This is a genomic window from Streptomyces sp. NPDC088745 (genome assembly GCF_044751045.1).
Lineage (GTDB): Bacteria > Actinomycetota > Actinomycetes > Streptomycetales > Streptomycetaceae > Streptomyces > Streptomyces cremeus.
On the sequence record NZ_JBIVLB010000002.1, the window covers coordinates 462259 to 481798 of the forward strand.

Genomic DNA, 19540 nt, shown 5'->3' on the forward strand with positions numbered 1-19540 from the left:
TGGGGGGGATACGGACCGGCCCGAGGGGGGGTTTCCACCATAACCCTTCGTGAGTGATGTCGTGCACCAGGACGCGAATAATTACTCTCCGAAGTCGGCACTGTGCACGGTGCAAAGTACCGAATCCCTTGCGGCGTATGGCATCGGAGCCCTTTCGGCGGGCGGAAATCCGCTCCTCGGGTTTCCCCCGTCGGGGTGTCGGCCGGTTCACCGGATTGACGTTTCTGCACCGTCGCGCGCGACGGGCCCCTTCCGGCGCAGGAGCGTGATCCCGTCGTCCTGGGCGACGACCCGGTATCCGTACGTCTTCTGTGCCCGTGCCAGCTCCTCCTGTTGCCGGTGCGGCGGGTACGGCCAGTGCCCGTCGGGCAGCGGCCAGGCCGGGTGGGGGCGGCTGTCGTGCAGGATCCACTCGCTCGTGGGCGGCGGGGGCGTGCCGTCGGTGTCGTAGAGCCTGCCGGGGATCGGGTAGCCGGGGAAGAGGACGACGGTGGTCCGGGAGACGAGCTGCGGGACCAGCCGGTTGGAGGCGGCGACGGTCGCCCCGTCGGGGATGCGGGCGAGCAGCGCGCGGGCGGCGTGGACGTGGCCGGGGGTGCGCCAGGTGTCCTTGCGCAGCACGAGGCCGAAGGGGAAGGAGGGGAGCAGGACGAGGGTGACGGCGAGGACGGTGGCGAGCGAGGCGCGCAGGTGGCGCGCGGCCAGGGGGTTGTCCTTGGTCCCGTCCGGGGAGAACGGGCCGAACCTGCCGTAGGGCGTGAGGGCGTCGATCGCGGCGGCGAAGACGATCGGCATGAGCACCGCGCTGTAGTGGAACGCGGTCTCCCAGTGGTAGTCGTGCCGCGACAGCAGCCGCCAGCCGAGGGTGGGCAGGGCGAGCAGGGCGATCGGCGAGCGGAGGGCGAGCAGGGCGGTCGGCGCGAAGACGAGGACGAGGGTGACGGCCTTGACCTCGGGGCGCAGGGCGTCGAGCGGGGCGGCGGCGAGGGTCATGAGCAGGGACCCCCGGCCGCCTTCCGCCACGTACTCGCCGTAGGCGTACGTTCCCGATGGGCTGAGGGCGGGCAGCAGCAGCTTGGTGATGACGAGCGTGCCGAGGACCCCGCCCAGCAGGGTCGCGAACCCGAGCGTGCGCCGCCCGCGCCAGACCAGGTACCCGCCGAGCGCGGCCAGGGTGAGCCCCAGGTCCTCCTTGACGAGCAGCAGGGGTGCGGCGAGGAGCACGGCCCGCTCGTGGCGTCCCCGCCCGAGGGCCTCCAGGGAGAAGGCCAGCAGGGGCACGGCGAAGGCCACTTCGTGGAAGTCGAAGGCGACGGTGGAGGCGATGCCCCAGCTCAGCCCGTACCCGAGGGCCACGGTGTGCAGCGCGGCCCGTCCGAGCACCCGCCCGGCCCACCGGGCGAGCGGCACCACGGCGAGGGCGAGCAGGGCGGCCTGGGCGAGCAGGAGGGTCTCGGCGGCGGGGAACACCCGGTAGAGGGGTGCCAGGACGGCCAGGATCGGGTGGAAGTGGTCGCCGAGGAGGTTGACCGTGCCGCCCTCGCCCTTCAACGGGACGTACGGCAGCCGCAGTCGGGAGTACGCCTGGACGGCCTGCTCGAAGATGCCGAGGTCGTAGCCGGTGGTGCGCAGGAGCTGGTGCCGCCGCACGGAGAGGGCGCCGTACAGGACGAAGAGGGCGGCGCTCCAGGCCCAGGGGGCGGCTCTTCGCGCCCTTCGGCGCACGGCCACGGGCACGACCCGGACCGACGTCCGGTCAGGAGTCGTCCGCGTTGTTCGCATTGTCCACATATGCGGAGGTTAACCACTGGGGGTGCGGCCCCGTCGGAGCCGCACCCGCCGCCGCGTCGGCCGTCACCGCACCGCCCGCCACCGCTGCGCGGGCCCCGCTCGATACCGGGGGCCTCGCTCAGTACCGGGGGACCTCGCTCGGTGCCGGGGGCCCTGCTCGGTATCGAGGGGCCCGGCTCAGTACCGCAGGGCCGCCGCGATGCCGCCGGTCTCCGTCAGCGAGCCGTCCGGTACGAACGTCACGTCGCCGTCGGCGTCGAGCACCATCTCCGCCAGCGAGTCGACGACGTCGTCCTCGACCCCGTCGCCGACGCCCTGGCCGCTCTCGCCGCCGCCTCCGCCACCTCCGTCGCTGGCCTCGTCCACGATCACGAGCGCGGCGCGGGGCGCGCCCTCGACCTCCTCCACCCGGGCCGAGACCCGCACCGACTCCTCCACCACCAGGTGCCCCACGCGGCCCTCGCGCGCCGCCTGCCAGCAGTCCTGGACCCCCGCCGCGTACCGCTTGCCGCTGCGGGCCGCGTCCAGCGCCTTCAGGGCCTCCTCGGCGTCGATCGCGGCCAGCGAGGCGCGGGCCGGGGCGAGCTGCTCGACCAGTTCGGGGGCGGTCGCCTGGAGCAGGCCGCCGACCTCCAGGTCCGCCGCCAGCACGGCCTTGTGCCGGGACAGCTCGCGGAAGGTGACGACGTGCTGCCGCAGCCCGACGACCACCACCGGAAGCGCCGCCTCCTGGAGCAGCGGGGTGAGCCGCCGGTCGGCCTCGGTGAGCATGTTGCGGAAGTCCTGCTCCTCGCCGTGGCCGCCCTCGCGGTTGGGCGGACCGTCGCGCTCCACACCGGAGGAGATCACCGGGAAGCCGCTCTCCGCCTGGTCGATCTCGTGCAGTTCGTAGCCGACGCCGTGCCAGAGCCGGACCTCGCCGGTGCTGAGGAGCAGCGCGAGGTAGGGGATCTGCCGGGCGGAGGCGGCGACCAGGTTGCGGGTCAGGTACGTCTCGCCGATCACGACGCGCTCCGGGACCGTCGAGCTGACCAGGTACGTCCGGGCCTCGTCGGCGGAGGCGAAGAGGACCAGGCCCTCCAGGAAGTGCTCGGGGTCGAGCTCGTCCACCGCCTCGCTCAGATTGCCCGTCACGGCGGCCGCCTGCTCCTTGCTCACCTGCGGGTCGGCGGCGAGCCGCTTCTCGGCGTCGGCGAGGAGGTTGCGCAGCCGGATGTGGTCCTGCTGGTTCTCGGGCCGGTGCCGGTGGGTGGGCAGGGTGAGGGAGACGGCCGGGTAGGGCCGGGGGCGGCGCAGTTCGGCAAGCAGGTCGGAGGCGTCCTCGTCACTCATGGGCACTCCACTCGGGATGGCGGTCGGGCAGGGCACAACTACTCCAGGCAATTTCTCACGATTGGCCCCGTTCCGCCCGTGCGCGGCGTCCGGCCTCAGCGCGCCCCGAGCGCTCCGAGCAGGACGCCCGCCCAGGCCCCGGCGATCATGAACGGCCCGAACGGGAACTGCGACTTCCGGCTGCCGTGCCCGGTGACGATCAGCCCGAGCCCGTACAGCGACCCGAGGAGGAACCCCGCGAAGGTGCCGGTGAAGAGCACGGGGAACCCGTACCAGCCCAGGGCCGTCCCGGTCACCAGCGCGAGCTTCACGTCGCCGAACGCCATGCCGTCGGGGTTGATCAGATGGAGCAGCAGATGGGCGGCGCCGAGCCCGGCCCCGCCCAGCAGCGCGCCGAGCCAGGACCCGCCGTCGCCGGGCAGCAGCTCCGCGAGGCCGAGCAGCACCGCGCCCGCGGCGGCGAGCGGCAGGGTGAGGACGTCGGGCAGCCGCCGCACCCGCAGGTCGACGGCGGCGAGCAGCAGGACGAAGGGCGCGAGCAGCAGCCAGACCCCCAGCTCGGGCCGCGGCCCGGTGGCTGCGGCGAGGGCGGCGCAGGCGAGGGCGCAGAGGAGGACGTAGGGGAGAGTCCTGGTGTGGTTCCTGGTGCGGGTCGCGCTGTGGGGTTCGCCGTACGTCGTGGAGCCGACGGCGGTGCGCAGCGGCGCTCCGCCGCCGCGCCCCTCCTCGCACCGCGCGCACCGCCCGGTGCCGGCCCATCCCCGGGCGAACCCGGTGAAGGGGTGACCGGCGGGGCAGGAACTGCGCCAGGGCTCTCCGGGCTCGACGGAGAGCCGGTGGGCGGCACGCGGCAGGAGCAGTCCCGTCGCGGCGCCCCAGAGGGCGGCGAGGGCGATCACGGTGGCGAACACCCGCCCCACCCTAGGCGCGGCCCTCCCCCGAGTCATGGGCCCGTGGACCCACTCCCCCTGGCACGGCGGCCTGTGGCTCGTACAGTCCGGGCTCCCCCTGGCACGGGCGGCCCGGGGCTCGTACAGTCCGGGCATGGGACGGCAGGAACGGCAGGGGCGTTACGAGGACGGTCACGGCGCCCTGCACATCGACGGCGTCCCGGCCCCCGTCCCCCTGGAGATCGCCACCTCCGCGCACGCCCGCTCCCGGGGCCTCCTCGGCCGCACCGGCATCGAGGGCGCGCTCCTGCTGACTCCCGCCTCCGGCATCCACACCTTCCGGATGCGTTTTCCGCTGGAGGTCGCCTACCTGGACCGGGACCTGCGGGTCCTCGCCGTCCGGCTCGCGCCCCCGAACCGGCTCCCGCTCCCCCCTCTGCGCACCCGGCACGTCCTGGAGGCGGAGGCGGGGGCGCTGACGGGGTGGGGGGTACGCGCGGGCACCCGTGTGCGGGTCGCCGACGCCACCGCCCCGCGGCGCGAGTGACCCCGGGCCACGACTCCGTCAGCTCTCCGACTCGCGCCGCAGCTTGCGGCGTTGCAGCAGACCGGGGTTGCGGACGTAGACGCCGCCCATGCCGCCGCTGCCGGTGACCCGGACCAGCGGGGTGCCGGGCCGCTGCTCGCCCTTGGTCTTGTTCCAGAGGCCGCCGACGCCGGGGTGGACGCCGTCGGTGTCGACGCCCCAGCCCTCGGGGACGACGAGGGTGACGGGGGCCACGGAACCGTTGGCCTCCACCTCGATCACCTTGTGCCGCACGGAAGTTCGGGTGAAGTCGAGGGTGACGCCGCCCATGCCGCCGTGGGCGACGATGCGCGCCGGCACCTTCCACGCGCCGACGCGGGACTGTCCGTGCACCCCGCCCTTGATCACGAGGGGCTCCCCGGCGGGGAGGTCCTGCGCCGGAATCACGTCCTCGACCAGCGGCGCGAGCTCGGCGACGGTCTTGGCGGTCAGGGCGAGCCCGAGCCGCTCGTCCAGCTCCTCCATGTCGAGCCGCCCCTCGGCGGCGGCCTCCCGCAGTTGCTCGACCACCTCCTCGCGGTCGGCGTCGGAGGCACGGAGCGGACGGCGGCCGGGTTCTGAGGTCATGAGCCGATGATACGAAGCACGGTGTGCCGCGGCACGGTGTATAGGTTGCCGGTGGATGCACCGCGTGAAGAGATGAAGAGGTACGTGTGATGAAGTCCCGGAGGATCTGGGTGGGGGCGGCCGCGGCCGCGCTGCTGCTGACGGTGTCGGCGTGCGGCGGCGGGGACTCCGACGGCGCGGACGGCAAGGGCGGCGGGTCCGCGCAGGCGGGGCTGTCCGACCCGGCGGCCCCCTTCAAGGACGTACCGTCGCTGGACGGGGCGCTGCTGCGGGCCAAGGATCTGCCGAAGGGCTGGGCGGAGGACAGGCAGGGCGACAACGGCGGGATCAAGGCGCAGGCGGCGGCCTGCGAGGGCCCGTGCGACGGCCTCACCCACGAGGGCGTCGGCAACTACACGGACGCGTCCGGCGCGTTGGTCGGCACGAGCGTCAAGTCCTACGGCAGCAAGGCCGCCGCCGAGGCGGGGTACAGGGCGGAGACGAAACTGGCCTCCGACGCCACGGCGGAGAAGGGCCCCGCCGTGGGCAACGTCTCCGCCTACGTCAAGTCCGGCGAGGACGACGAGAGCGCGCTGCGGGTGGTGCACTTCCGGGTGGGCCCGGTGGTGGTGGCGGTCTCCCAGGAGTACCGCAGCAAGGACACGGCGGGCCTCTCGGAGTTCGCCACGAACCAGGCGGCGCGCATCGAACGCGCCCTCAAGGGGGCATAGCGTCCGCGGCGTCCGCGCCCCGCCCGGGGCGCGGGGAACCGCGAACGAGCCGTCACGGGCGCGCAGTCGGCAGGACACCGGTGGTGGTCCGCGCGCATGGACGTGCGGTCACGCCCCGGCTGCGTCGATGAGAATCCGTGCCAGTTCGCCCGGCCGGGAGAACATCGGCCAGTGGCCGGTGTCCATCTCGATCAGCCGCCAGCGCCCGCCGGTCAGCAGCTCGGCCACGTCGTCACTCGGCTCGGGGTCACCGAGCGTGCACTTGATGTACGTCGCCGGAAGGTCGCCGAGCGGCCCGTCCAGCACGGCGGCCTCGGTCAGCGTGGCACCCGGGTGCGGCGTCGAGCCGCCCACGATCCGGGCGATCTGGTCGTCGGTGAGGCCGTGGTCCTCGAAGTGCGTCGCGGGCGCGACCGGCCAGAATCCGCCGTTCTCGGCGATCGTCGCCCTCATCGCCGTTCCGCCGTCCGGCCAGGTGGCGACGAACGGTTCACCGTCGGCCGGAACACTGGAGTCGAGGAAGACCATTCGCGCCAGCCGGTCGCCGATCCGCCCGGCGGCCTGACCGCTGGGGACACCGGAGTAGCTGTGCCCCACCAGGACGACATCGCGCAGGTCATGTCGTTCGACCTCGTCAACGATGTCCTGGACGTGGGTCTGCTGCCCGGCGGGCACACCCTGCTTCTCGGCGAGGCCGGACAGCGTCAGCGGGTGGACGCCATGGCCGGCCGCGCGCAGGTGCGGCACCACGTCGTCCCACGCCCACGCCCCGAGCCGCGCACCTGCAACAAGCACAAAGTTCACCATGGCCGCACCGTAGCGGGGCGGCCCGGCGACTGCTCCGGAAATACGTGCGGTACGCACCCTGGCTTGATCTTCGACCTCGGCAGGTCACCGTCCCCGTCACTCGACTCGCCCCCGGCGCACCCGCCCCGCTGCTGGAAGGCGGCGCCGTCAACGATCCGGCCGACCACACACCCCCGGCCTACGACTTTGGTGCCGGGCGGGCCGGTCCCACAGCCCGATCCCTCACCCCGCACATGCCAACTAGCTTGCCTGGTATGCGAATTGGAATCCTCGGCACCGGAAACGTCGCCCGCGCCCTCGCCCACGGCTGGCAGCGCGTCGGCCATGACGTCCTTCTCGGCTCCCGCCACCCCACGGAACGCGGGGACCTCGGCCTCCCCGTCGCCGGCCTCGGTGAGACCGCCGCGCACGCGGAGGTACTGGTCAACGCGACCCCGGGCACCGTCTCCGTGGACCTGCTGCGCGGCATCGGCGCCCCGGCCATCGCCGGAACCCTCCTCGTCGACGTGGGCGTCGGCCTCTCCGACGACTACGCCGAGCTCTCCCACCCCAACGACAGCCTCGGCGAGCAGATCCAGGCGGCCTTCCCCAAGACTCCTGTCGTCAAGACCCTCTGCACCATGGACTCCGCCGCCATGACCGCCCCCGGCGACCTCGAAGGCCCGAGCACCGTCTTCCTCTCCGGCGACGACACCGAGGCCAAGCGGACCACCGGCCGGCTCCTCGCCGACCTGGGCTGGCCGCCCTCCTCACAGCTCGACATCGGCGGCATCACCACCGCACGCGGCCAGGAGCACTTCGCCCTGCTCTTCATGGGCATCGCGAACGGCCTGGGCTCGCACGTCTTCAACGTACGGGTGGTGCCCCGGGCCGCAGGCGCCGGAGTGTCGTGACCCCGGGGCGACGCGCGTGCCCCTCCGCGCCGCCCTTGACCTCAAGCATGCTTGAGGGGCTGGAGTGGTCCATGGCGGCGAGAGCGTCGCCATGAACCCGGAGCGAGGACATCATGACGAACGACACGCTGGTCGTGGGCGACATCCCGGCGGACACCCAGGCCGCCGTCATCCGCGTGGTGAAGGACCTGCAGGACGCCTTCAACGCGCACGACGGCGACGCCCTGGCCGCGCAGTTCGGGGTACGGGCCTCCTGGACGAACGCCGTGGGCAGGCGCCTCGACGGGCGCGAGGAGATCGCGGAGTTCAGCGGGCCCGCGCTGAAGGGATTCCTCGGTGACGTCTACGCCCGGTACGACGTGGTGAAGCTGCTCGCCGTCGCGGACGGGGTGGTGGGGGTCAACGTCCACCAGACCCCAACGGACAGCGCGGGCAACTCCGTTGAGGGCCCGCAGGGCGTGACGACGTACGTGATCGCCCGGCAGGAGGACGGCTGGAAGATCGTGGTCGGCCAGAACTCGGCCGTCGACGCTCCGCCCGCCGCCTGACCCCTCGGCGGGCACCTGCGGGCCCCGCAGGACCGTCGCGCGAACACCGGCTCATACGCAGCCCTCTTCAGGGGTATCCGGCCGCACATGGAGCCTTCCAAGATGCTCAAGCTGCTCGGGCTGACGGTCCTGGTGTACGTCGGAACCGTGCTCTATCTGCACTTCGGCCGCGACGAGGGTTGGGGGTCCGCCCTCCTCATCGGCCTGATCGTGACCCCGTTCTCCGTGGCCATGATGAAGTTCCGCGACTGGTACATGGAGCGGGCCGCCCGCGCCGGCCGGCGGTGGCGCGAGTCGCGCGGCTGACGGGGCGGCTTCGGCGAGCGGAGCGTTCTGGTCGCATATTCGTCTCGGGGGGCTCTGTGTCGTACGCCGACGGCGGGTCATGATGGGCGTCGCGGCGGCGGGGAGGGCTCCGGGAACCACCGGGTCCCGTTCGCCCCCGCCTGCCGCAGCGGACACACCTACGAGCCCAAGGAACGGTGGCCGGCATTGTCGCGTCGCACTTCCGGTCCGTTCGGTCCGCGCTCCGTACGCGAGCGGCCGCGACGACGCCGCGTGCGGTGGTGCGCGGCCGGTGTCGCGACCGTGGCGCTCCTGGCCCTCACCTCCTGCGCCGAGGACGATCCGACGTCCACCGAAGGACTCGACCCCTTCCTGGTGACGTACGTCCAACTCCTCAACGACTCCGACGAGTCGGGTCTCGTCCGTCACCTCTCCGCCCACCCCCACGGCGGCGAGGACGCGAAGGCGCGCATCGCCGCGTACGGCGGGCAGGGGTGGCGGGTGAAGTGGACGAAGGCTTCCGAGTTCCCGGGGTTCTGGAACGTACGGCTCCGCGGGTCCCGTGATCCCGGGGCCACCCCCGTGGACGTGGCCGAACTGCTGGCCCGGGAGGACGGGGAGTGGTCGCTCGCCCCGATGGACGGTGTCGTCCCCAAGCCGGACGGAGCGGCGGACATAACACGACCCGAGTGAATGCGCGGGAGAGTACGTCGGAAGCGGGGCCGCCGGGCGTCCGGTCGGGGCCGGCGGCTCCTGCCGGCCGTAGGTCAGTTCTCCCGTACATATCCCCGCCCGGCCACCGGACCCGTCACCAGGCTCTCACTGGAGGACCGCCGCAGGAGCGGACTCCTGGTGGAAGTGCGAGGAGACTGGCTACGGCAGTCCTCCACCGGCAGGGAAAGGACCAGTGAGCGCGGGGTCGTCGAGTCCATACCCCGCCCTCCTTCCCGGTGAAATGGCGTCACCAGCCGCCAGCACTTCACCGCCTGTCTCGGCGTGGCCGCCCTCACCCTCGCGGCGGTCATTACGGCGGCGGTCACCCTCGCGGCGCGCACCGGCCCACATCGGAGTGGGTGAGCGCCCCTCAAGGTGCTCACCCACTCCGGCATGCTGTTGTCAGGGCGCCAGTTCCTCTCGGACGAGGAGGTGGCCGGAACCCAGGTCCGGGGGCACGGGACCTGATTCCACTGGAGGGAACATCAGAACCGCAACCTCGTAAGCCGCCGGGTCCCGCCAGATCTCTGACCAGCTTGTGGAGGGGCACAGCGTGTCACGCTTTCCGAGGTCTTGTACGGAAGGGCTGCCCGGACCGACTTCAATTGTGTGACCGACCAGCGATTCGGGCTGTGGCGTGAGGTCTCCCGGCTTGTTCAGAGCAGGCCCTCCACCGACGACGATCCCATCCTTGAGATAGACGACTCGTACAGACTCCGGCGGCGTGGAGTTCAAGCTCCGCGAGTGTTTCGACGTCACCACCACTCGGATTGCCGGACCCGAGTTCCCTCCCTCTCTGACGATGGAATCGAAGCCGATGGAAACACCCTCCGGGGTGACGTCCTTCCCCTGGTAAGTGAAGGACTGGCCACAGACGATCAAGGGTTCCTCGGGAGACTTGGCCACTTCTTCGGTCGGCCATGAGTCGGGGAGCACGATTCCTGCTGCAGCACCGGCGCTCAGGACTGCGACGACCGCCCCCATGACGAATGCCGCCCGTCGCCTTCGCCGCCGCCTGGAGTCCCGGATGACCTTGAGGGAAGACAGCCTGTGAGGACCTGCCTGGTCGGCGGCTTCGGACAGGACCGAACGGAGGTCCTTCGGATTCATTGCCTCACGCCTCCTTCCGGGGTGTCACAAATTTCGCCCAATGTCCCGCCCAACGTGTCGTTCAACCTTTTCAACCCGTCGCTCAAGTAGCGCTTCACCGCTCCCTCGCTGCAGTCGAGAAGCGTTGCAATGCCTGCGACGGACTGATCCTCGTAATAGCGAAGAACGATGCAAGCTCGCTGCCGAGGAGACAGCCCCGCCATCGCCGAAATCAGGTCGACCCGGCTGTCGACATTCCCACTGATGTCATCCTTTGACGGAGACTCGGCGATCTTCGGAGTCAGCTCCTGCAAATTCCGGCGCCGACGTCTGGTGTCGAAGAAGTAGTTGAGCATCACCGTGCGCACGTAGCCTTCGACCGAGGCCACGTTCCAGGACAGACGCGGCCTGGCAAAGACTCGCACCAAAGCCTCCTGCACGAGGTCGGAAGCATCGGTCCGGTTTCCACACAGCAGGAAGCCATAGCGGTGCAGCGCCGAAGCCCGCGTCTCCACCAACTCACCGACGACCGACTCCCACGAGGCCACGGGTCCCCCTTCCGCTCACAGACTCACACGAACGGGAGGAAGGTTTCGTTGGGGCGTCACTCAAGATCTTTCCCTCGGACCCTCCACTCGGCAGGTCGGCTGCGGTAGTTGCAGATTGCCTCCGGGCGGTACTGGGTCCTTGAGACCGGCGAGGTCCCAGGTGAGAAGGAAGCCGACGTCACCCGTTTTGAATGTCCAGGACGAATACGCGGAGGCTTCGCGGGTGTCCGTGAGGGCACTGTCCTCCGCGTCCAGTACGACGATGTGGCCGTGGACGGCCCCCGCCTGACAGTTACCGAGCGGCACCGGGCGAGTCGCTCCCACCGCGCACCGGGGTCCCGCAGTGGTGTTGGCCTGGCTCTTCGCTCTTCTCCTTGGCCGGGATGAGGCTCCCCCTGAAGCATGCTGCGGTCACCCCTCGGAACGCACCCGCTCTCCGCTCGCCCCGGCCGAGAACGTTCCTGGGAACTCGCTCCAGCACGTGGTCCGCATCGCAGCCGATGGCCGCTCGGTCTCCGTCCTGGCCATTCGGGGGTCGTGTGACAACGCACCCGCCCTGAAGGCGCTGGAGATGCGGGGCAGCGTGGTCCTGACGTCGTACGCCAGCAGGGAGGCCGCTGGAAAGCTCTGCACCAAGCAGGGGAAAGAGGAGCACGTCACGGTCCGCATGAAGCGCACGCTGGGAGATCGCGTCCTGCTGGACGCTCTGAGCGGGCGGCCGCTCACCCATCGTCCGGAGACCGGGCTTCCGGTCAGCCGGGGAGGACCCCCGCTCCAGGAGTAGGACACGGGGCGAGGAAAGTGTCCCACTTTTCGGCTCGCCCCGTCCGGGCTGCGGGCGAGTCAGAGGAGGTGGTCGGCCTTGCCCGCCTTGATGTCGAGAATCAGCGCGCGGAGGGCTTCGCGGGTGTCGGTGAGGGGTCGGTCCTCCGCGCCCGCCACGGCGATGTAGCCGTTGCCCTCAGTATCCGTGCCTATGCGGAAGCAGTTGTTGCCCTCGCCGCAGAAGGCGTCTTCCCACCGGATGTCCGTCATATTGGGGTTCTCCTCAGAGTTCGTGCGCGATGACGCGAATGAAGTCCCGCGAAGCCGCTGCGGGCAGCGCCGCCCTGTCCATCCAGTCCAAGTGGGACTGGTACTTGCGGAGCTGAGCCTCCGAGTGCATGAACTCCGGTCCGTGCGCCGAGTCGAGCTGCACGGTGTCCAGTTGGGGCACGACACCGTGCGCGTACAGCAGTGCGTGGCCCGCCCCCGGGAAGGCTCCGGCCTCGTTGGGAAGCACCCGCAGGGTGATGTTGTCCTGCTCGGAGACCTCGCACAAGTGCACCAATTGCTCGCGCATCACGGCCCGGCCACCGAACAGCATCCGCAGGGCCGCCTCATGCACGTATCCGACGTACGTCAGCGATTCCTCCCGGGTGAGCACCTGTTGCCTCAGCCTTCGGTGCACGACGCGCAGCTCGACCTCCAGGCGCGGAAGCTTCGGCAGCACGGCGTCGAAGACGGACCGGGCATAGTCTTCGGTGTGCAGCAGCCCCGGTACGTGCACGGACTGCACCGTGCTCAGAGCCTGGGCGTACCACTCCAACTCGGCGATATCCAGCAGCCCCTGGGGCAACTCTCCCCGGTACTTGTCCCACCAGCCCCGCTCCCGGCGTCCGGCCATCGCAGCCAAAGCCTCCACGTACGCGGCGTCGTCGCACTCGTAGTTACTGGCCAGCGTGCGGACGCGCTCGGGGGCGATCGGGCGGACCCCGGACTCCATGTTGGAGATCTTCGTCCGGTCGAGACCCAACAGGCCGGCCGCGTAATCGGTGGTGGCACCTGCGGCGGTGCGCAGCTTGCGCAGCTCGGCACCCAGACGTTGCTGCCGCTGGGACGGGGTGGGTCGCGTAGGCATGCTGTCCCTTTCCGGGCCGACTGTGGCGCTCAGTGTGCCGTCGAACGACCTCAACCGTCCACTCAAAGAGGCAATTGCCCCGTTCAAATGCGGCACACGTGCCAACCATGCTCTACTTTCTGTAACGCACCAACTACGCAACCGAGTTGAAGCGCATCGCGCGAGCCTGCCCGCAGATTCCTTTCCCTGGGAGGGGCGGGCCGCGCAAGGGAGACAGGCCACTGCTCATCGGCGTAACGAGTGCGACGGGTCAACAACCGCACTGAACGAGGGAGTTCAGACATGCACCAACCCGCCACCCCCACGCACACGCTCTGCCCGGTCGCCGATCACCCCGACCCCTCCTCCCCCACCACCAGAACCGGCTACGACGAGGCCGACAACCTCGCCGTCAGCCTGACCGTTCCCGGCACGGCACGCAGTGCGGGGATCGTCCGGCGGGCGCTGGCCGGGGCCCTGCACGCCCACCGTCTCGACCGGTTCGAGTCGATCCTCGCGCTGGTCGTCACGGAACTCATGGCAGTGGCCGGGAAGTTGACCGCTGATGCCGACCTGTACGTGTCCCTGCGCCACCACCGGGACACCCTCCGATTGATCGTCTGGGACCAGCACCCACCGCACGCGGACCCGGACGCCACCTCCCTCTGTTTCGTACGGAGGAGGCGAGCCCTGTGGCTCCTCGCGGAGGCGGTGGAGGACTGGGGCGGGGAGTGGGGCGTCGACGAGGCCGTACCGCCGCACCGGGGCATCAAGTCCTGGGTGAACCTCCCCCACTGAGCGCGGCCGTCCGGGCCCGGTGGTACCACGGGCCCGGGCCGGTCTCACGAGCAACCGGCCATCCCGTACGACGCGTCCCCCGTCCACTTGCCCGTGGCCCACTTCTCGGCCGGGGCGAGCGTAAAGCCGTACTGCTTCCCGAGCCGGCCGCCGAACCACTGGGCGAACGTCGCGGCGGCCTGCTGGCAGTTGTGGATGCCGTCCTTGCTGCGCATCGCCTTCTCAGCAGCCGGGTCGGTTCCCCACAGCTCCGAGGAGTCCACGAAGGTGACGGTGTCGGCGTGACGGCGGGCGACCTCCTGGGCCACGTCCTTGGCCTTCGCCAGCTCCGCCGCGTGCGGCTTCTGGATCTCGTTGTGCCTGATGGGCGGGGTGGAGACGATGACCAATTTGCCGCGCACGTCCTGGACGGCCTTCACGAGGCGTTCGTACCCCTTCCGCTGTTCGTCCGGGGTGCCCCAGTCGAAGGCGGTGATCTGGTAGCCGAGCACCTGCGGTTTCTCGGCCGCGAGCTTCTCGGGGAGCCATTTCCAGGTCTCGGCGGCGTCCGATCCGGTGACGTTTCCGCTGGCGGTGGCCGCCACGGAGGTGAACTCGCCGCCGCTCGCCCGGAGGGCGGCACCGAGCGCGGGGGCTTCGGCCTCGGCGACGGAGTCGCCCATCCACAGGAGCTTCGGTGGTTTGCCGCGGCCGGTGGGCCCGCCGGCCTGCGGGACGGCTGCGTCGGCGGTGGTGCTTGCGGGGTCGGTCTTCGCACCGGTCCCGCCTTCGCAGGCAGCGAGGCCGAGGACGCTGAGGGCGGCGAGGGCGAGGGCGGCCGCTGTGCGGGGGTGGGGGAAATGGTTCATACCGCCCAGGGAAACGCGCCGACCCGGGGTCGCCGGGGGCTGTCACCGGTCGGTCATCGAGCGGGGGCGGGGTCGTCATCGTGGACGCACGATGTGGATACGGAGGGGGCCCTTGCGGGTATCCGTACCGTCCGCTCGGGTCGTTCTCCTCTCCGGAGCGGACGGTACGGGTGCCTCACGTGCTGGGGCTGGAACCCGAACCCGAACCCGGTGCCGCGCCGCGCGGGAAGGTGATCTCGACGCGGCGGTTCTTCTTGCGGCCCTCTTCGTCGGAGTTGTCCGCGATGGGGTAGTCCTCGCTGTAGCCGCGCACCTCGTAGGTGACGTTGGAGCCGAGGGTCTTGATCAGCTCGCGGTGGACCATGTCCGCGCGGTTCTTGGAGAGCGCGAGGCCGTGTTCGTAGGTGCCGAGGTTGTCGGTGAAGCCGAAGACCCGGATCTTGGTGGCCTCGTTCTTCTGGGCTTCCGCCGCGACGGCCTTGATACGGGCCGCGGCTTCGGGCTGGAGCTTGTGGCTGTCCTTGGGGAAGAGGACTTCGGCCTGGAGGGCGAAGGTGACGTCGGTGTTGGTGTCCTCGCGGCGCTCCTCACCGCCGAGGTCTTCGACGACGGACTTGATGTCGACGACGCGGGCGGGGGCGAGGGTGCCGCCGTCGGCGAGCTTGAGGCCGGGGGAATTGGCGTCGACCTTGGGGGCGGGGAGCTGGGTGGTGCTGCCGGGAGGCTTGCCGGGGCTCGGGGTGGGGTCGGCGTGGGCAGTGGTGACGCCGAGGGTGCCGACGAGGGCGGCTGCGGCGATGGTGGCTGAGGCGAGGAGGGTGGGCCTACTTCGCAGGAGGGGGAGAGTCATGGTTACTGGCCCTCGGAGATTTCGATCGAGGCGGGGGGCATGTCGGCGATCTGGAAGTCGACCTTTGTCGTGCCGGCTGGTGGAGCAGGGAACTGCGCAAAGAATGGCTTCTCCTCGCCTGCTTTGAAGCCGCCGGTGAACTGCGTGCACAGGCAACGGCCATCGGTGTCACGAAGCACCAGATACTTCTTCTTACCCGCCCGGTCAACTAGCGAGGCCCCAGCCATGGAGGCCCCGTTGGCCTTGAGCTCTCGTTCGTCGCCGCTCCACGTATTAGGGTTCCAGAACCGCCCGGCCCCAGAGACCTTGCCGCTGACCGTAAGGAATCCGCCAGCGTCCCTAACTGCGGAATTGATCTTGATGGTGGCATCGAACTTGCCACCCTTGATCTCGGCCAGCACCGCATCATTAGTCGGCGAGGTGGCCTCTGTCCCCTTCGGCTTCTGGTCAGGTTCCTTCCCAGGCTTAGGAGCAGAAGAAGCAGGCGGGTTTGACGGCTGCTTGCCCGAATCGCCGCCACATCCAGCCACCGCGAGCGCCAGACCAGTCGTGATCGCCACAGCGGTCAGAGCCCTTCGGGCCTTCATGGCATGCCGCATGCTCATCAACAGCTCTTCCTTCGTTCGGTGTTCGCTCGTTACTGGACCAGGTGGACATCGAAAAGGTCTTTAGGCTCTGGCAGCAGACCGGGAAGGTTCACAATTTCCTTCGGGTCGATTTTCCAGATCTCGCCGTCCTTGCAGTGGACGAACACCAACTTAGTTGGATCACTCTCCGGACCAATGAAGCAGCGGGGTTTGATAACTGCCCTGGCAGACGCTTGGGCGGTCTGAGTTTCGATGCCGGGAACAACTGAGTCTCCACCCGTGAAACGGGTCTGAATCGTCACTGTGCGAGCGGGAAATCCGCTGTCGCGCGTCAGCGTCGGTCCGGCGGTAAGGTTCGAGTCGTTTTCATTGGCAAGAGCCGCCGCACCGGCCGCACCACTTGCTACCTCTCCCTCGCCCAATAGCCACAACGGCCACGCCTCTGGGTCGACGATGTCGCGGAAGAAGTTCTCTGTGTACTCGTCCCGGGACTCCTGCGCCGCCGCAAGTGCCGCAGCGTCCGCAGCAGACTGGCCGCCACTACGAGCAGAGGCAGCCTGGGCGAAGACGAAGAGCGCGAACGCGACAAAGAGCAGGATCCCCACCGACATGATGTAGATGGGAAATGCCTGCCCTCGGTCACTGCTGATGCTAGGTACGGTCAGCCGCCGGTGATGTCCGCCACGGCCTCGCCAATCGCGGTAGAGATCGTGTCGTCCAACCCCAACCCATTCACCGCCACCACAATCAACGCGATGATCACCACCAGACCCGCGTACTCCACCACACTCGCACCCCGGTCGGAACGCTCCTTCATCCTGCTGACGACCGTGTTCCGCCACGTCGTGATCGCGAGCAATGCCTTTTCCATGGGAAGCCCCTCCGGATGCGTACGTCTCGTCAGAAACGCCACCCGCAGGTCCGGTCGGCGCCTTCTGTCCGGGCCCGCTTGCGACATCCGGAACGTATGCCCGGAGACGCCGTTCGGGAGAGGGCCCGTGGGCCCAACTCCGGGCCCAAAGGGCGGCGTGGGCCCGGGTGGGGCGTGACGTCGTCCCCGTCGTCGGTTCAGGCACGGCCGATCACCCCTCCCCCGTTGCCGCCGGCGCCGCTCCTCGTCGTACCCATCCACATCGCGATCGCTTCGCTGCGGCTCGTGCTGTGCAGCTTCGCGAAGATTCGGTTGATGTGGTTCTTGACCGTCTTCTCGCTGATGAAGCAGGTGGCGGCGATTTGCTGGTTGTTCATGCCTGCGGCGATCAGGTTCATCACCTCCACCTCCCGCGAACTCAGTCCGAATTGCTGCCTGTTGACGTTAGCCCATGACTGCTCGAACGAAGAGGGTGTCATGGAAGGTTGCAGATGCGAAGAGGAGGGAACGGACCCGGGCGAACTGTGGACGTCTGGCTCCGGACGGGGCGTTCTGGGTGGCGGGGTTGTCGCGCTGCGGCCCGTGTACGGGACGCCCGAGGTGTAGACGGAGCCGAGGCCCTCGGGGAGCGGGGGCGGCATGGGCCCGCCGAGGGTGCCGTTGCGGAGTTGGGCCAGGAGGGCCGTCTGGGCGGAGGTGGTGAAGTAGGCCCGGCCCTGGGACAAGTCGTGGATCGCGGTGACCAGTTGGTCGGCGGTGAACTCGCCGTGGACCACGTAGCCGCCCGCGCCCAGGCGCAACGCCTCCTGCACGATCTCGCTCTCGCTGCTGTACGTCAGCATCAGGACCGGCGCGATCCTCACCAGGTGCGGGAGTGCCGAGATGCCGTCCACGCCCGGCATCCGGACGTCCAGCAGGATCACGTCGGGGCGGGAGCGTTCGGCCAGGGCGAGGGCCTCGTGGCCGTCCACGGCCTCGCCGACGACGTCCACGTCCGCGCGGGCGCCCAACAGCGCGGTGAGTCCCGCCCGTACGACCGGATTGTCGTCCACCACCACCACCCGCAGGACGGGCGGCGGGCCGAACGGGTCCGGGTGCGGGGAGTGGTGCGGGTCCGGGTGGGGAGCGGGGATCGGGAACGCCGCCGCCGGAGGGGGGGCGGGGACCCCGTGCGGGGTCTGTTCCGAGCGGGGAACGACCGTGTGCGGCGAGGTGTGCTGCGACACGTGGGTCGAGGGTGCGGACCGGGGGTCTGAGCTGTGCCTGTGGGTGTTCTCGCGGTGTGCTTCCGGCATGGTGCGGCCTCCTCTCGGGAGTCAGGGGTGGTCGGGTCCGGTCAGGTCTGGTGGGGGGCGAGGGCGGAGAGCGGGAGTTCGAGGCGTACTTCGGTGCCGTTGTCGCTGCGGCCCCGGCCGATGCGGATGCGGGCGCCGATGGAGGCCGCGCGTTCCACCATGCCGACCAGGCCGAAGTGGCCCGCCCGGCGCAGGTCGTCCAGGGAGAGACCCGGGGGGAGGCCCGTGCCGTCGTCCAGGACGCTCAGGCGCAGGAGGCCGTCGGCGGTGCCCGCCTCGACCGTGATGCGGGTGGGCTGGGCGTGGCGGTGGGCGTTCTCCATGGCCTCGGTGGCGATGGTCAGGAGCTGGCGGGCCACGGCGTGCGGGACGGGCGGGAGCGGGGTACCGCCGGGGGTGGGGTGGAGGGTGGTGGGGACGGCTGTGCGGTGGGTGAAGTCGGTGGTGCGGGCGGTGAGTTCGGGGGCGATGTCGACGGTGGCGTCGGTGTCGCCGTCGTAGCTGGAGTGGCGGCGGAGGTCGGAGAGGATCTCACGGGACTCGGCCGCCGCCTTGCGGGCGGAGCGGGCGACCACTCCCGCCTGGTGCTTGACCGTGAGCGGGTCCATGCGGTCGGCGGACTGGGCCAGGCTGTCGGCGGCCAGGGCCACGCCGTGCAGGGTCTTGGCGACCGAGTCGTGCATCTCGCGGGCGAGGCGGGTCCGCTCGGCGCCGACCGCGTCGGACACCGCCAGGCGGGCCTTCACCTCGGAGAGGGCCTGGGTGGCTTCGCCGAAGCGGAACATCAGGTTGCGCAGGGTCACGCCGACGGCGCCGGCGGCGACGCAGAAACCGCAGATCAGGACGGTGCCGGTGGGGCCGGTGAGGCGGGTCGCCCAGGCTCCGTAGGCGAGGGAGAGGAGGAGTGTCTGGATCGCGGTGAAGATGCCCGCGCCGCGCCAGCCGTAGAGGAGGCCGGCCAGGAGGGGGGTGCAGACGGTGGCGTAGCCGAGGGCGGAGTCCGGGGAGGCGGTGAGGAGGAGGACGGAGCCGAAGACGAGGTCGACGGCCATCAGGGAGCGGTACTTGAGGAGGAGGGGGGCGAAGGTCTCCCAGTCGCGGAGCATGGCGTAGGAGCCGACGAAGGTGACGACCACGGCTGCGCCGACGAGGGTGGTGCCGGTGGTCGTCTGGGCGCGGCTCAGGGCCAAGGGCGCGCCGATGGCGATCATCGCCAGGCGGAAGGCGAAGACCTGGCGGCACAGGGCTTGGAGGGCGTTGATCTGGATCGGGAGGCTGGGGGCGGGGGCGTCGGGGGCGAGCGCGGAGACGGCGGGGGGTGTGGGGGGACTGCCGGTGAGGGTGGTGGGGGTGCGGCGGAGCCGGGTGGGGCGGGGGACGAGCGGCGTGCGGCCGGGCCGGGTGGGGCGAAGGGTGCTGGCCGTGCGGCGGAGCCAGGCGGGGCGGGGGGTGTCCCGGTGGGCCGGGAGCGGGAGGAGCCGCTCCCTTGTCCGCCCTCCCCCAAGCTCTCGGCTTCGCTCGCGCAGGGGGTGTCCCCCTCGCCCCCGGGGGGCGGCCTCGTCGCCCAAGGGGGCGGGGGTGGCGGCGGTCCCGCCGTCCGAAGGGGCGGAGGCTTCGTCCGAGGGGGTGTGGGGGGAAGGGGAAGGCATCGG

At 70.5% G+C, this 19540-nt stretch carries 24 protein-coding genes; 8 read left to right on the forward strand and 16 right to left on the reverse strand.

Going from position 1 to position 19540, the window contains the following annotated elements:
• Positions 1–207: 207 nt before the first annotated feature.
• The 3 genes from ACIP93_RS06655 to ACIP93_RS06665 all read right to left on the reverse strand — a co-directional run bounded on the left by ACIP93_RS06655 (position 208) and on the right by ACIP93_RS06665 (position 4034).
• Positions 208–1731 (reverse strand): DUF2079 domain-containing protein, encoded by a 1524-nt coding sequence (locus ACIP93_RS06655; RefSeq protein WP_401756394.1) that lies wholly within the window; start codon positions 1729–1731, stop codon positions 208–210.
• A 237-nt stretch (positions 1732–1968) separates the two neighbouring features.
• A complete protein-coding gene (locus ACIP93_RS06660; RefSeq protein ID WP_401756397.1) occupies positions 1969–3123 on the reverse strand; it encodes a chemotaxis protein in 1155 nt (384 codons plus the stop codon).
• 95 nt (positions 3124–3218) lie between these two features.
• Positions 3219–4034 carry a prepilin peptidase gene (locus ACIP93_RS06665; RefSeq protein WP_401756400.1) on the reverse strand — a complete coding sequence of 272 codons (816 nt, stop codon included), beginning with the start codon at positions 4032–4034 and terminating at the stop codon, positions 3219–3221.
• Positions 4035–4167: 133 nt separating this feature from the next.
• Here ACIP93_RS06665 and ACIP93_RS06670 point away from each other — a divergent pair, with 133 nt between their 5' ends.
• The gene (locus tag ACIP93_RS06670; protein WP_401756403.1) at positions 4168–4560 is read left to right on the forward strand and encodes a DUF192 domain-containing protein; all 393 of its coding nucleotides are present in this window, start codon (positions 4168–4170) and stop codon (positions 4558–4560) included.
• 18 nt (positions 4561–4578) lie between these two features.
• Here ACIP93_RS06670 and ACIP93_RS06675 read toward each other — a convergent pair whose 3' ends face one another.
• A complete protein-coding gene (locus tag ACIP93_RS06675; RefSeq protein WP_401756406.1) occupies positions 4579–5166 on the reverse strand; it encodes a DUF1707 domain-containing protein in 588 nt (195 codons plus the stop codon).
• An 89-nt stretch (positions 5167–5255) separates the two neighbouring features.
• On the opposite strand from ACIP93_RS06675, the gene ACIP93_RS06680 reads away from it, so the two are divergent.
• Positions 5256–5876 carry a hypothetical protein gene (locus ACIP93_RS06680; protein WP_401756409.1) on the forward strand — a complete coding sequence of 207 codons (621 nt, stop codon included), beginning with the start codon at positions 5256–5258 and terminating at the stop codon, positions 5874–5876.
• 108 nt (positions 5877–5984) lie between these two features.
• On the opposite strand, the gene ACIP93_RS06685 is transcribed toward ACIP93_RS06680, so the two are convergent.
• Positions 5985–6683: an alpha/beta fold hydrolase gene (locus ACIP93_RS06685; RefSeq protein ID WP_401756412.1), complete on the reverse strand. Its 699-nt coding sequence runs from the start codon at positions 6681–6683 to the stop codon at positions 5985–5987.
• 233 nt (positions 6684–6916) lie between these two features.
• On the opposite strand from ACIP93_RS06685, the gene ACIP93_RS06690 reads away from it, so the two are divergent.
• From ACIP93_RS06690 to ACIP93_RS06705, 4 genes are all read left to right on the forward strand, one after another.
• Positions 6917–7576, forward strand: coding sequence for an NADPH-dependent F420 reductase (locus ACIP93_RS06690; protein ID WP_401757007.1), 660 nt, complete (start codon positions 6917–6919; stop codon positions 7574–7576).
• Positions 7577–7689: 113 nt separating this feature from the next.
• On the forward strand, positions 7690–8124 hold the full coding sequence (locus ACIP93_RS06695) for an SgcJ/EcaC family oxidoreductase (RefSeq protein ID WP_401756415.1): 435 nt from the start codon (positions 7690–7692) through the stop codon (positions 8122–8124).
• 87 nt (positions 8125–8211) lie between these two features.
• Positions 8212–8430: a hypothetical protein gene (locus ACIP93_RS06700; protein WP_401756418.1), complete on the forward strand. Its 219-nt coding sequence runs from the start codon at positions 8212–8214 to the stop codon at positions 8428–8430.
• A gap of 186 nt (positions 8431–8616) precedes the next feature.
• The gene (locus tag ACIP93_RS06705; protein ID WP_401756421.1) at positions 8617–9102 is read left to right on the forward strand and encodes a hypothetical protein; all 486 of its coding nucleotides are present in this window, start codon (positions 8617–8619) and stop codon (positions 9100–9102) included.
• A 423-nt stretch (positions 9103–9525) separates the two neighbouring features.
• On the opposite strand, the gene ACIP93_RS06710 is transcribed toward ACIP93_RS06705, so the two are convergent.
• Both ACIP93_RS06710 and ACIP93_RS06715 read right to left on the reverse strand, forming a co-directional pair.
• The gene (locus tag ACIP93_RS06710) at positions 9526–10233 is read right to left on the reverse strand and encodes a hypothetical protein (protein WP_401756424.1); all 708 of its coding nucleotides are present in this window, start codon (positions 10231–10233) and stop codon (positions 9526–9528) included.
• Positions 10230–10760, reverse strand: coding sequence for a SigE family RNA polymerase sigma factor (locus ACIP93_RS06715; RefSeq protein WP_401756427.1), 531 nt, complete (start codon positions 10758–10760; stop codon positions 10230–10232). The genes ACIP93_RS06710 and ACIP93_RS06715 overlap by 4 nt, the downstream gene beginning before the upstream one ends.
• Positions 10761–11241: 481 nt before the next feature.
• Here ACIP93_RS06715 and ACIP93_RS06720 point away from each other — a divergent pair, with 481 nt between their 5' ends.
• Complete coding sequence (locus ACIP93_RS06720) at positions 11242–11544, forward strand: hypothetical protein (protein WP_401756430.1); 303 nt, start codon at positions 11242–11244, stop codon at positions 11542–11544.
• Positions 11545–11603: 59 nt separating this feature from the next.
• Here the strand turns inward: ACIP93_RS06720 and ACIP93_RS06725 are convergent, their stop codons facing one another.
• On the reverse strand, positions 11604–11795 hold the full coding sequence (locus tag ACIP93_RS06725) for a hypothetical protein (protein ID WP_401756433.1): 192 nt from the start codon (positions 11793–11795) through the stop codon (positions 11604–11606).
• A gap of 13 nt (positions 11796–11808) precedes the next feature.
• Positions 11809–12660 (reverse strand): helix-turn-helix transcriptional regulator, encoded by an 852-nt coding sequence (locus ACIP93_RS06730; RefSeq protein ID WP_345228687.1) that lies wholly within the window; start codon positions 12658–12660, stop codon positions 11809–11811.
• 282 nt (positions 12661–12942) lie between these two features.
• Here ACIP93_RS06730 and ACIP93_RS06735 point away from each other — a divergent pair, with 282 nt between their 5' ends.
• Complete coding sequence (locus ACIP93_RS06735) at positions 12943–13437, forward strand: ATP-binding protein (protein WP_401756435.1); 495 nt, start codon at positions 12943–12945, stop codon at positions 13435–13437.
• A gap of 44 nt (positions 13438–13481) precedes the next feature.
• On the opposite strand, the gene ACIP93_RS06740 is transcribed toward ACIP93_RS06735, so the two are convergent.
• The 7 genes from ACIP93_RS06740 to ACIP93_RS06770 all read right to left on the reverse strand — a co-directional run bounded on the left by ACIP93_RS06740 (position 13482) and on the right by ACIP93_RS06770 (position 19537).
• Positions 13482–14285, reverse strand: a complete 804-nt coding sequence (locus ACIP93_RS06740) for an SGNH/GDSL hydrolase family protein (protein WP_401756438.1) — start codon at positions 14283–14285, stop codon at positions 13482–13484.
• A gap of 175 nt (positions 14286–14460) precedes the next feature.
• On the reverse strand, positions 14461–15135 hold the full coding sequence (locus ACIP93_RS06745; protein WP_401756441.1) for an OmpA family protein: 675 nt from the start codon (positions 15133–15135) through the stop codon (positions 14461–14463).
• Positions 15136–15137: 2 nt separating this feature from the next.
• A complete protein-coding gene (locus ACIP93_RS06750) occupies positions 15138–15740 on the reverse strand; it encodes a hypothetical protein (protein WP_401756444.1) in 603 nt (200 codons plus the stop codon).
• 32 nt (positions 15741–15772) lie between these two features.
• Positions 15773–16387: a pilus assembly protein TadG-related protein gene (locus tag ACIP93_RS06755; RefSeq protein WP_401757009.1), complete on the reverse strand. Its 615-nt coding sequence runs from the start codon at positions 16385–16387 to the stop codon at positions 15773–15775.
• Positions 16384–16593 carry a hypothetical protein gene (locus tag ACIP93_RS06760; protein WP_401757011.1) on the reverse strand — a complete coding sequence of 70 codons (210 nt, stop codon included), beginning with the start codon at positions 16591–16593 and terminating at the stop codon, positions 16384–16386. The genes ACIP93_RS06755 and ACIP93_RS06760 overlap by 4 nt, the downstream gene beginning before the upstream one ends.
• Before the next feature lie 197 nt (positions 16594–16790).
• A complete protein-coding gene (locus ACIP93_RS06765) occupies positions 16791–17819 on the reverse strand; it encodes a response regulator (RefSeq protein WP_401756447.1) in 1029 nt (342 codons plus the stop codon).
• Positions 17820–17929: 110 nt separating this feature from the next.
• Complete coding sequence (locus ACIP93_RS06770; RefSeq protein WP_401756450.1) at positions 17930–19537, reverse strand: histidine kinase; 1608 nt, start codon at positions 19535–19537, stop codon at positions 17930–17932.
• Positions 19538–19540 lie beyond the last annotated feature (3 nt).

Coding starts and splice junctions, on each gene's coding strand:
- ACIP93_RS06740 (WP_401756438.1), bottom strand. CDS start 14,285: ATGAACCATTTCCCCCACCCCCGCACAGCGGCCGCCCTCGCCCTCGCC.
- ACIP93_RS06690 (WP_401757007.1), top strand. CDS start 6,917: ATGCCAACTAGCTTGCCTGGTATGCGAATTGGAATCCTCGGCACCGGA.
- ACIP93_RS06680 (WP_401756409.1), top strand. CDS start 5,256: ATGAAGTCCCGGAGGATCTGGGTGGGGGCGGCCGCGGCCGCGCTGCTG.
- ACIP93_RS06735 (WP_401756435.1), top strand. CDS start 12,943: ATGCACCAACCCGCCACCCCCACGCACACGCTCTGCCCGGTCGCCGAT.
- ACIP93_RS06685 (WP_401756412.1), bottom strand. CDS start 6,683: ATGGTGAACTTTGTGCTTGTTGCAGGTGCGCGGCTCGGGGCGTGGGCG.
- ACIP93_RS06695 (WP_401756415.1), top strand. CDS start 7,690: ATGACGAACGACACGCTGGTCGTGGGCGACATCCCGGCGGACACCCAG.
- ACIP93_RS06675 (WP_401756406.1), bottom strand. CDS start 5,166: ATGACCTCAGAACCCGGCCGCCGTCCGCTCCGTGCCTCCGACGCCGAC.
- ACIP93_RS06670 (WP_401756403.1), top strand. CDS start 4,168: ATGGGACGGCAGGAACGGCAGGGGCGTTACGAGGACGGTCACGGCGCC.
- ACIP93_RS06700 (WP_401756418.1), top strand. CDS start 8,212: ATGGAGCCTTCCAAGATGCTCAAGCTGCTCGGGCTGACGGTCCTGGTG.
- ACIP93_RS06745 (WP_401756441.1), bottom strand. CDS start 15,135: ATGACTCTCCCCCTCCTGCGAAGTAGGCCCACCCTCCTCGCCTCAGCC.
- ACIP93_RS06760 (WP_401757011.1), bottom strand. CDS start 16,593: ATGGAAAAGGCATTGCTCGCGATCACGACGTGGCGGAACACGGTCGTC.
- ACIP93_RS06750 (WP_401756444.1), bottom strand. CDS start 15,740: ATGAGCATGCGGCATGCCATGAAGGCCCGAAGGGCTCTGACCGCTGTG.
- ACIP93_RS06730 (WP_345228687.1), bottom strand. CDS start 12,660: ATGCCTACGCGACCCACCCCGTCCCAGCGGCAGCAACGTCTGGGTGCC.
- ACIP93_RS06660 (WP_401756397.1), bottom strand. CDS start 3,123: ATGAGTGACGAGGACGCCTCCGACCTGCTTGCCGAACTGCGCCGCCCC.
- ACIP93_RS06710 (WP_401756424.1), bottom strand. CDS start 10,233: ATGAATCCGAAGGACCTCCGTTCGGTCCTGTCCGAAGCCGCCGACCAG.
- ACIP93_RS06770 (WP_401756450.1), bottom strand. CDS start 19,537: ATGCCTTCCCCTTCCCCCCACACCCCCTCGGACGAAGCCTCCGCCCCT.
- ACIP93_RS06725 (WP_401756433.1), bottom strand. CDS start 11,795: ATGACGGACATCCGGTGGGAAGACGCCTTCTGCGGCGAGGGCAACAAC.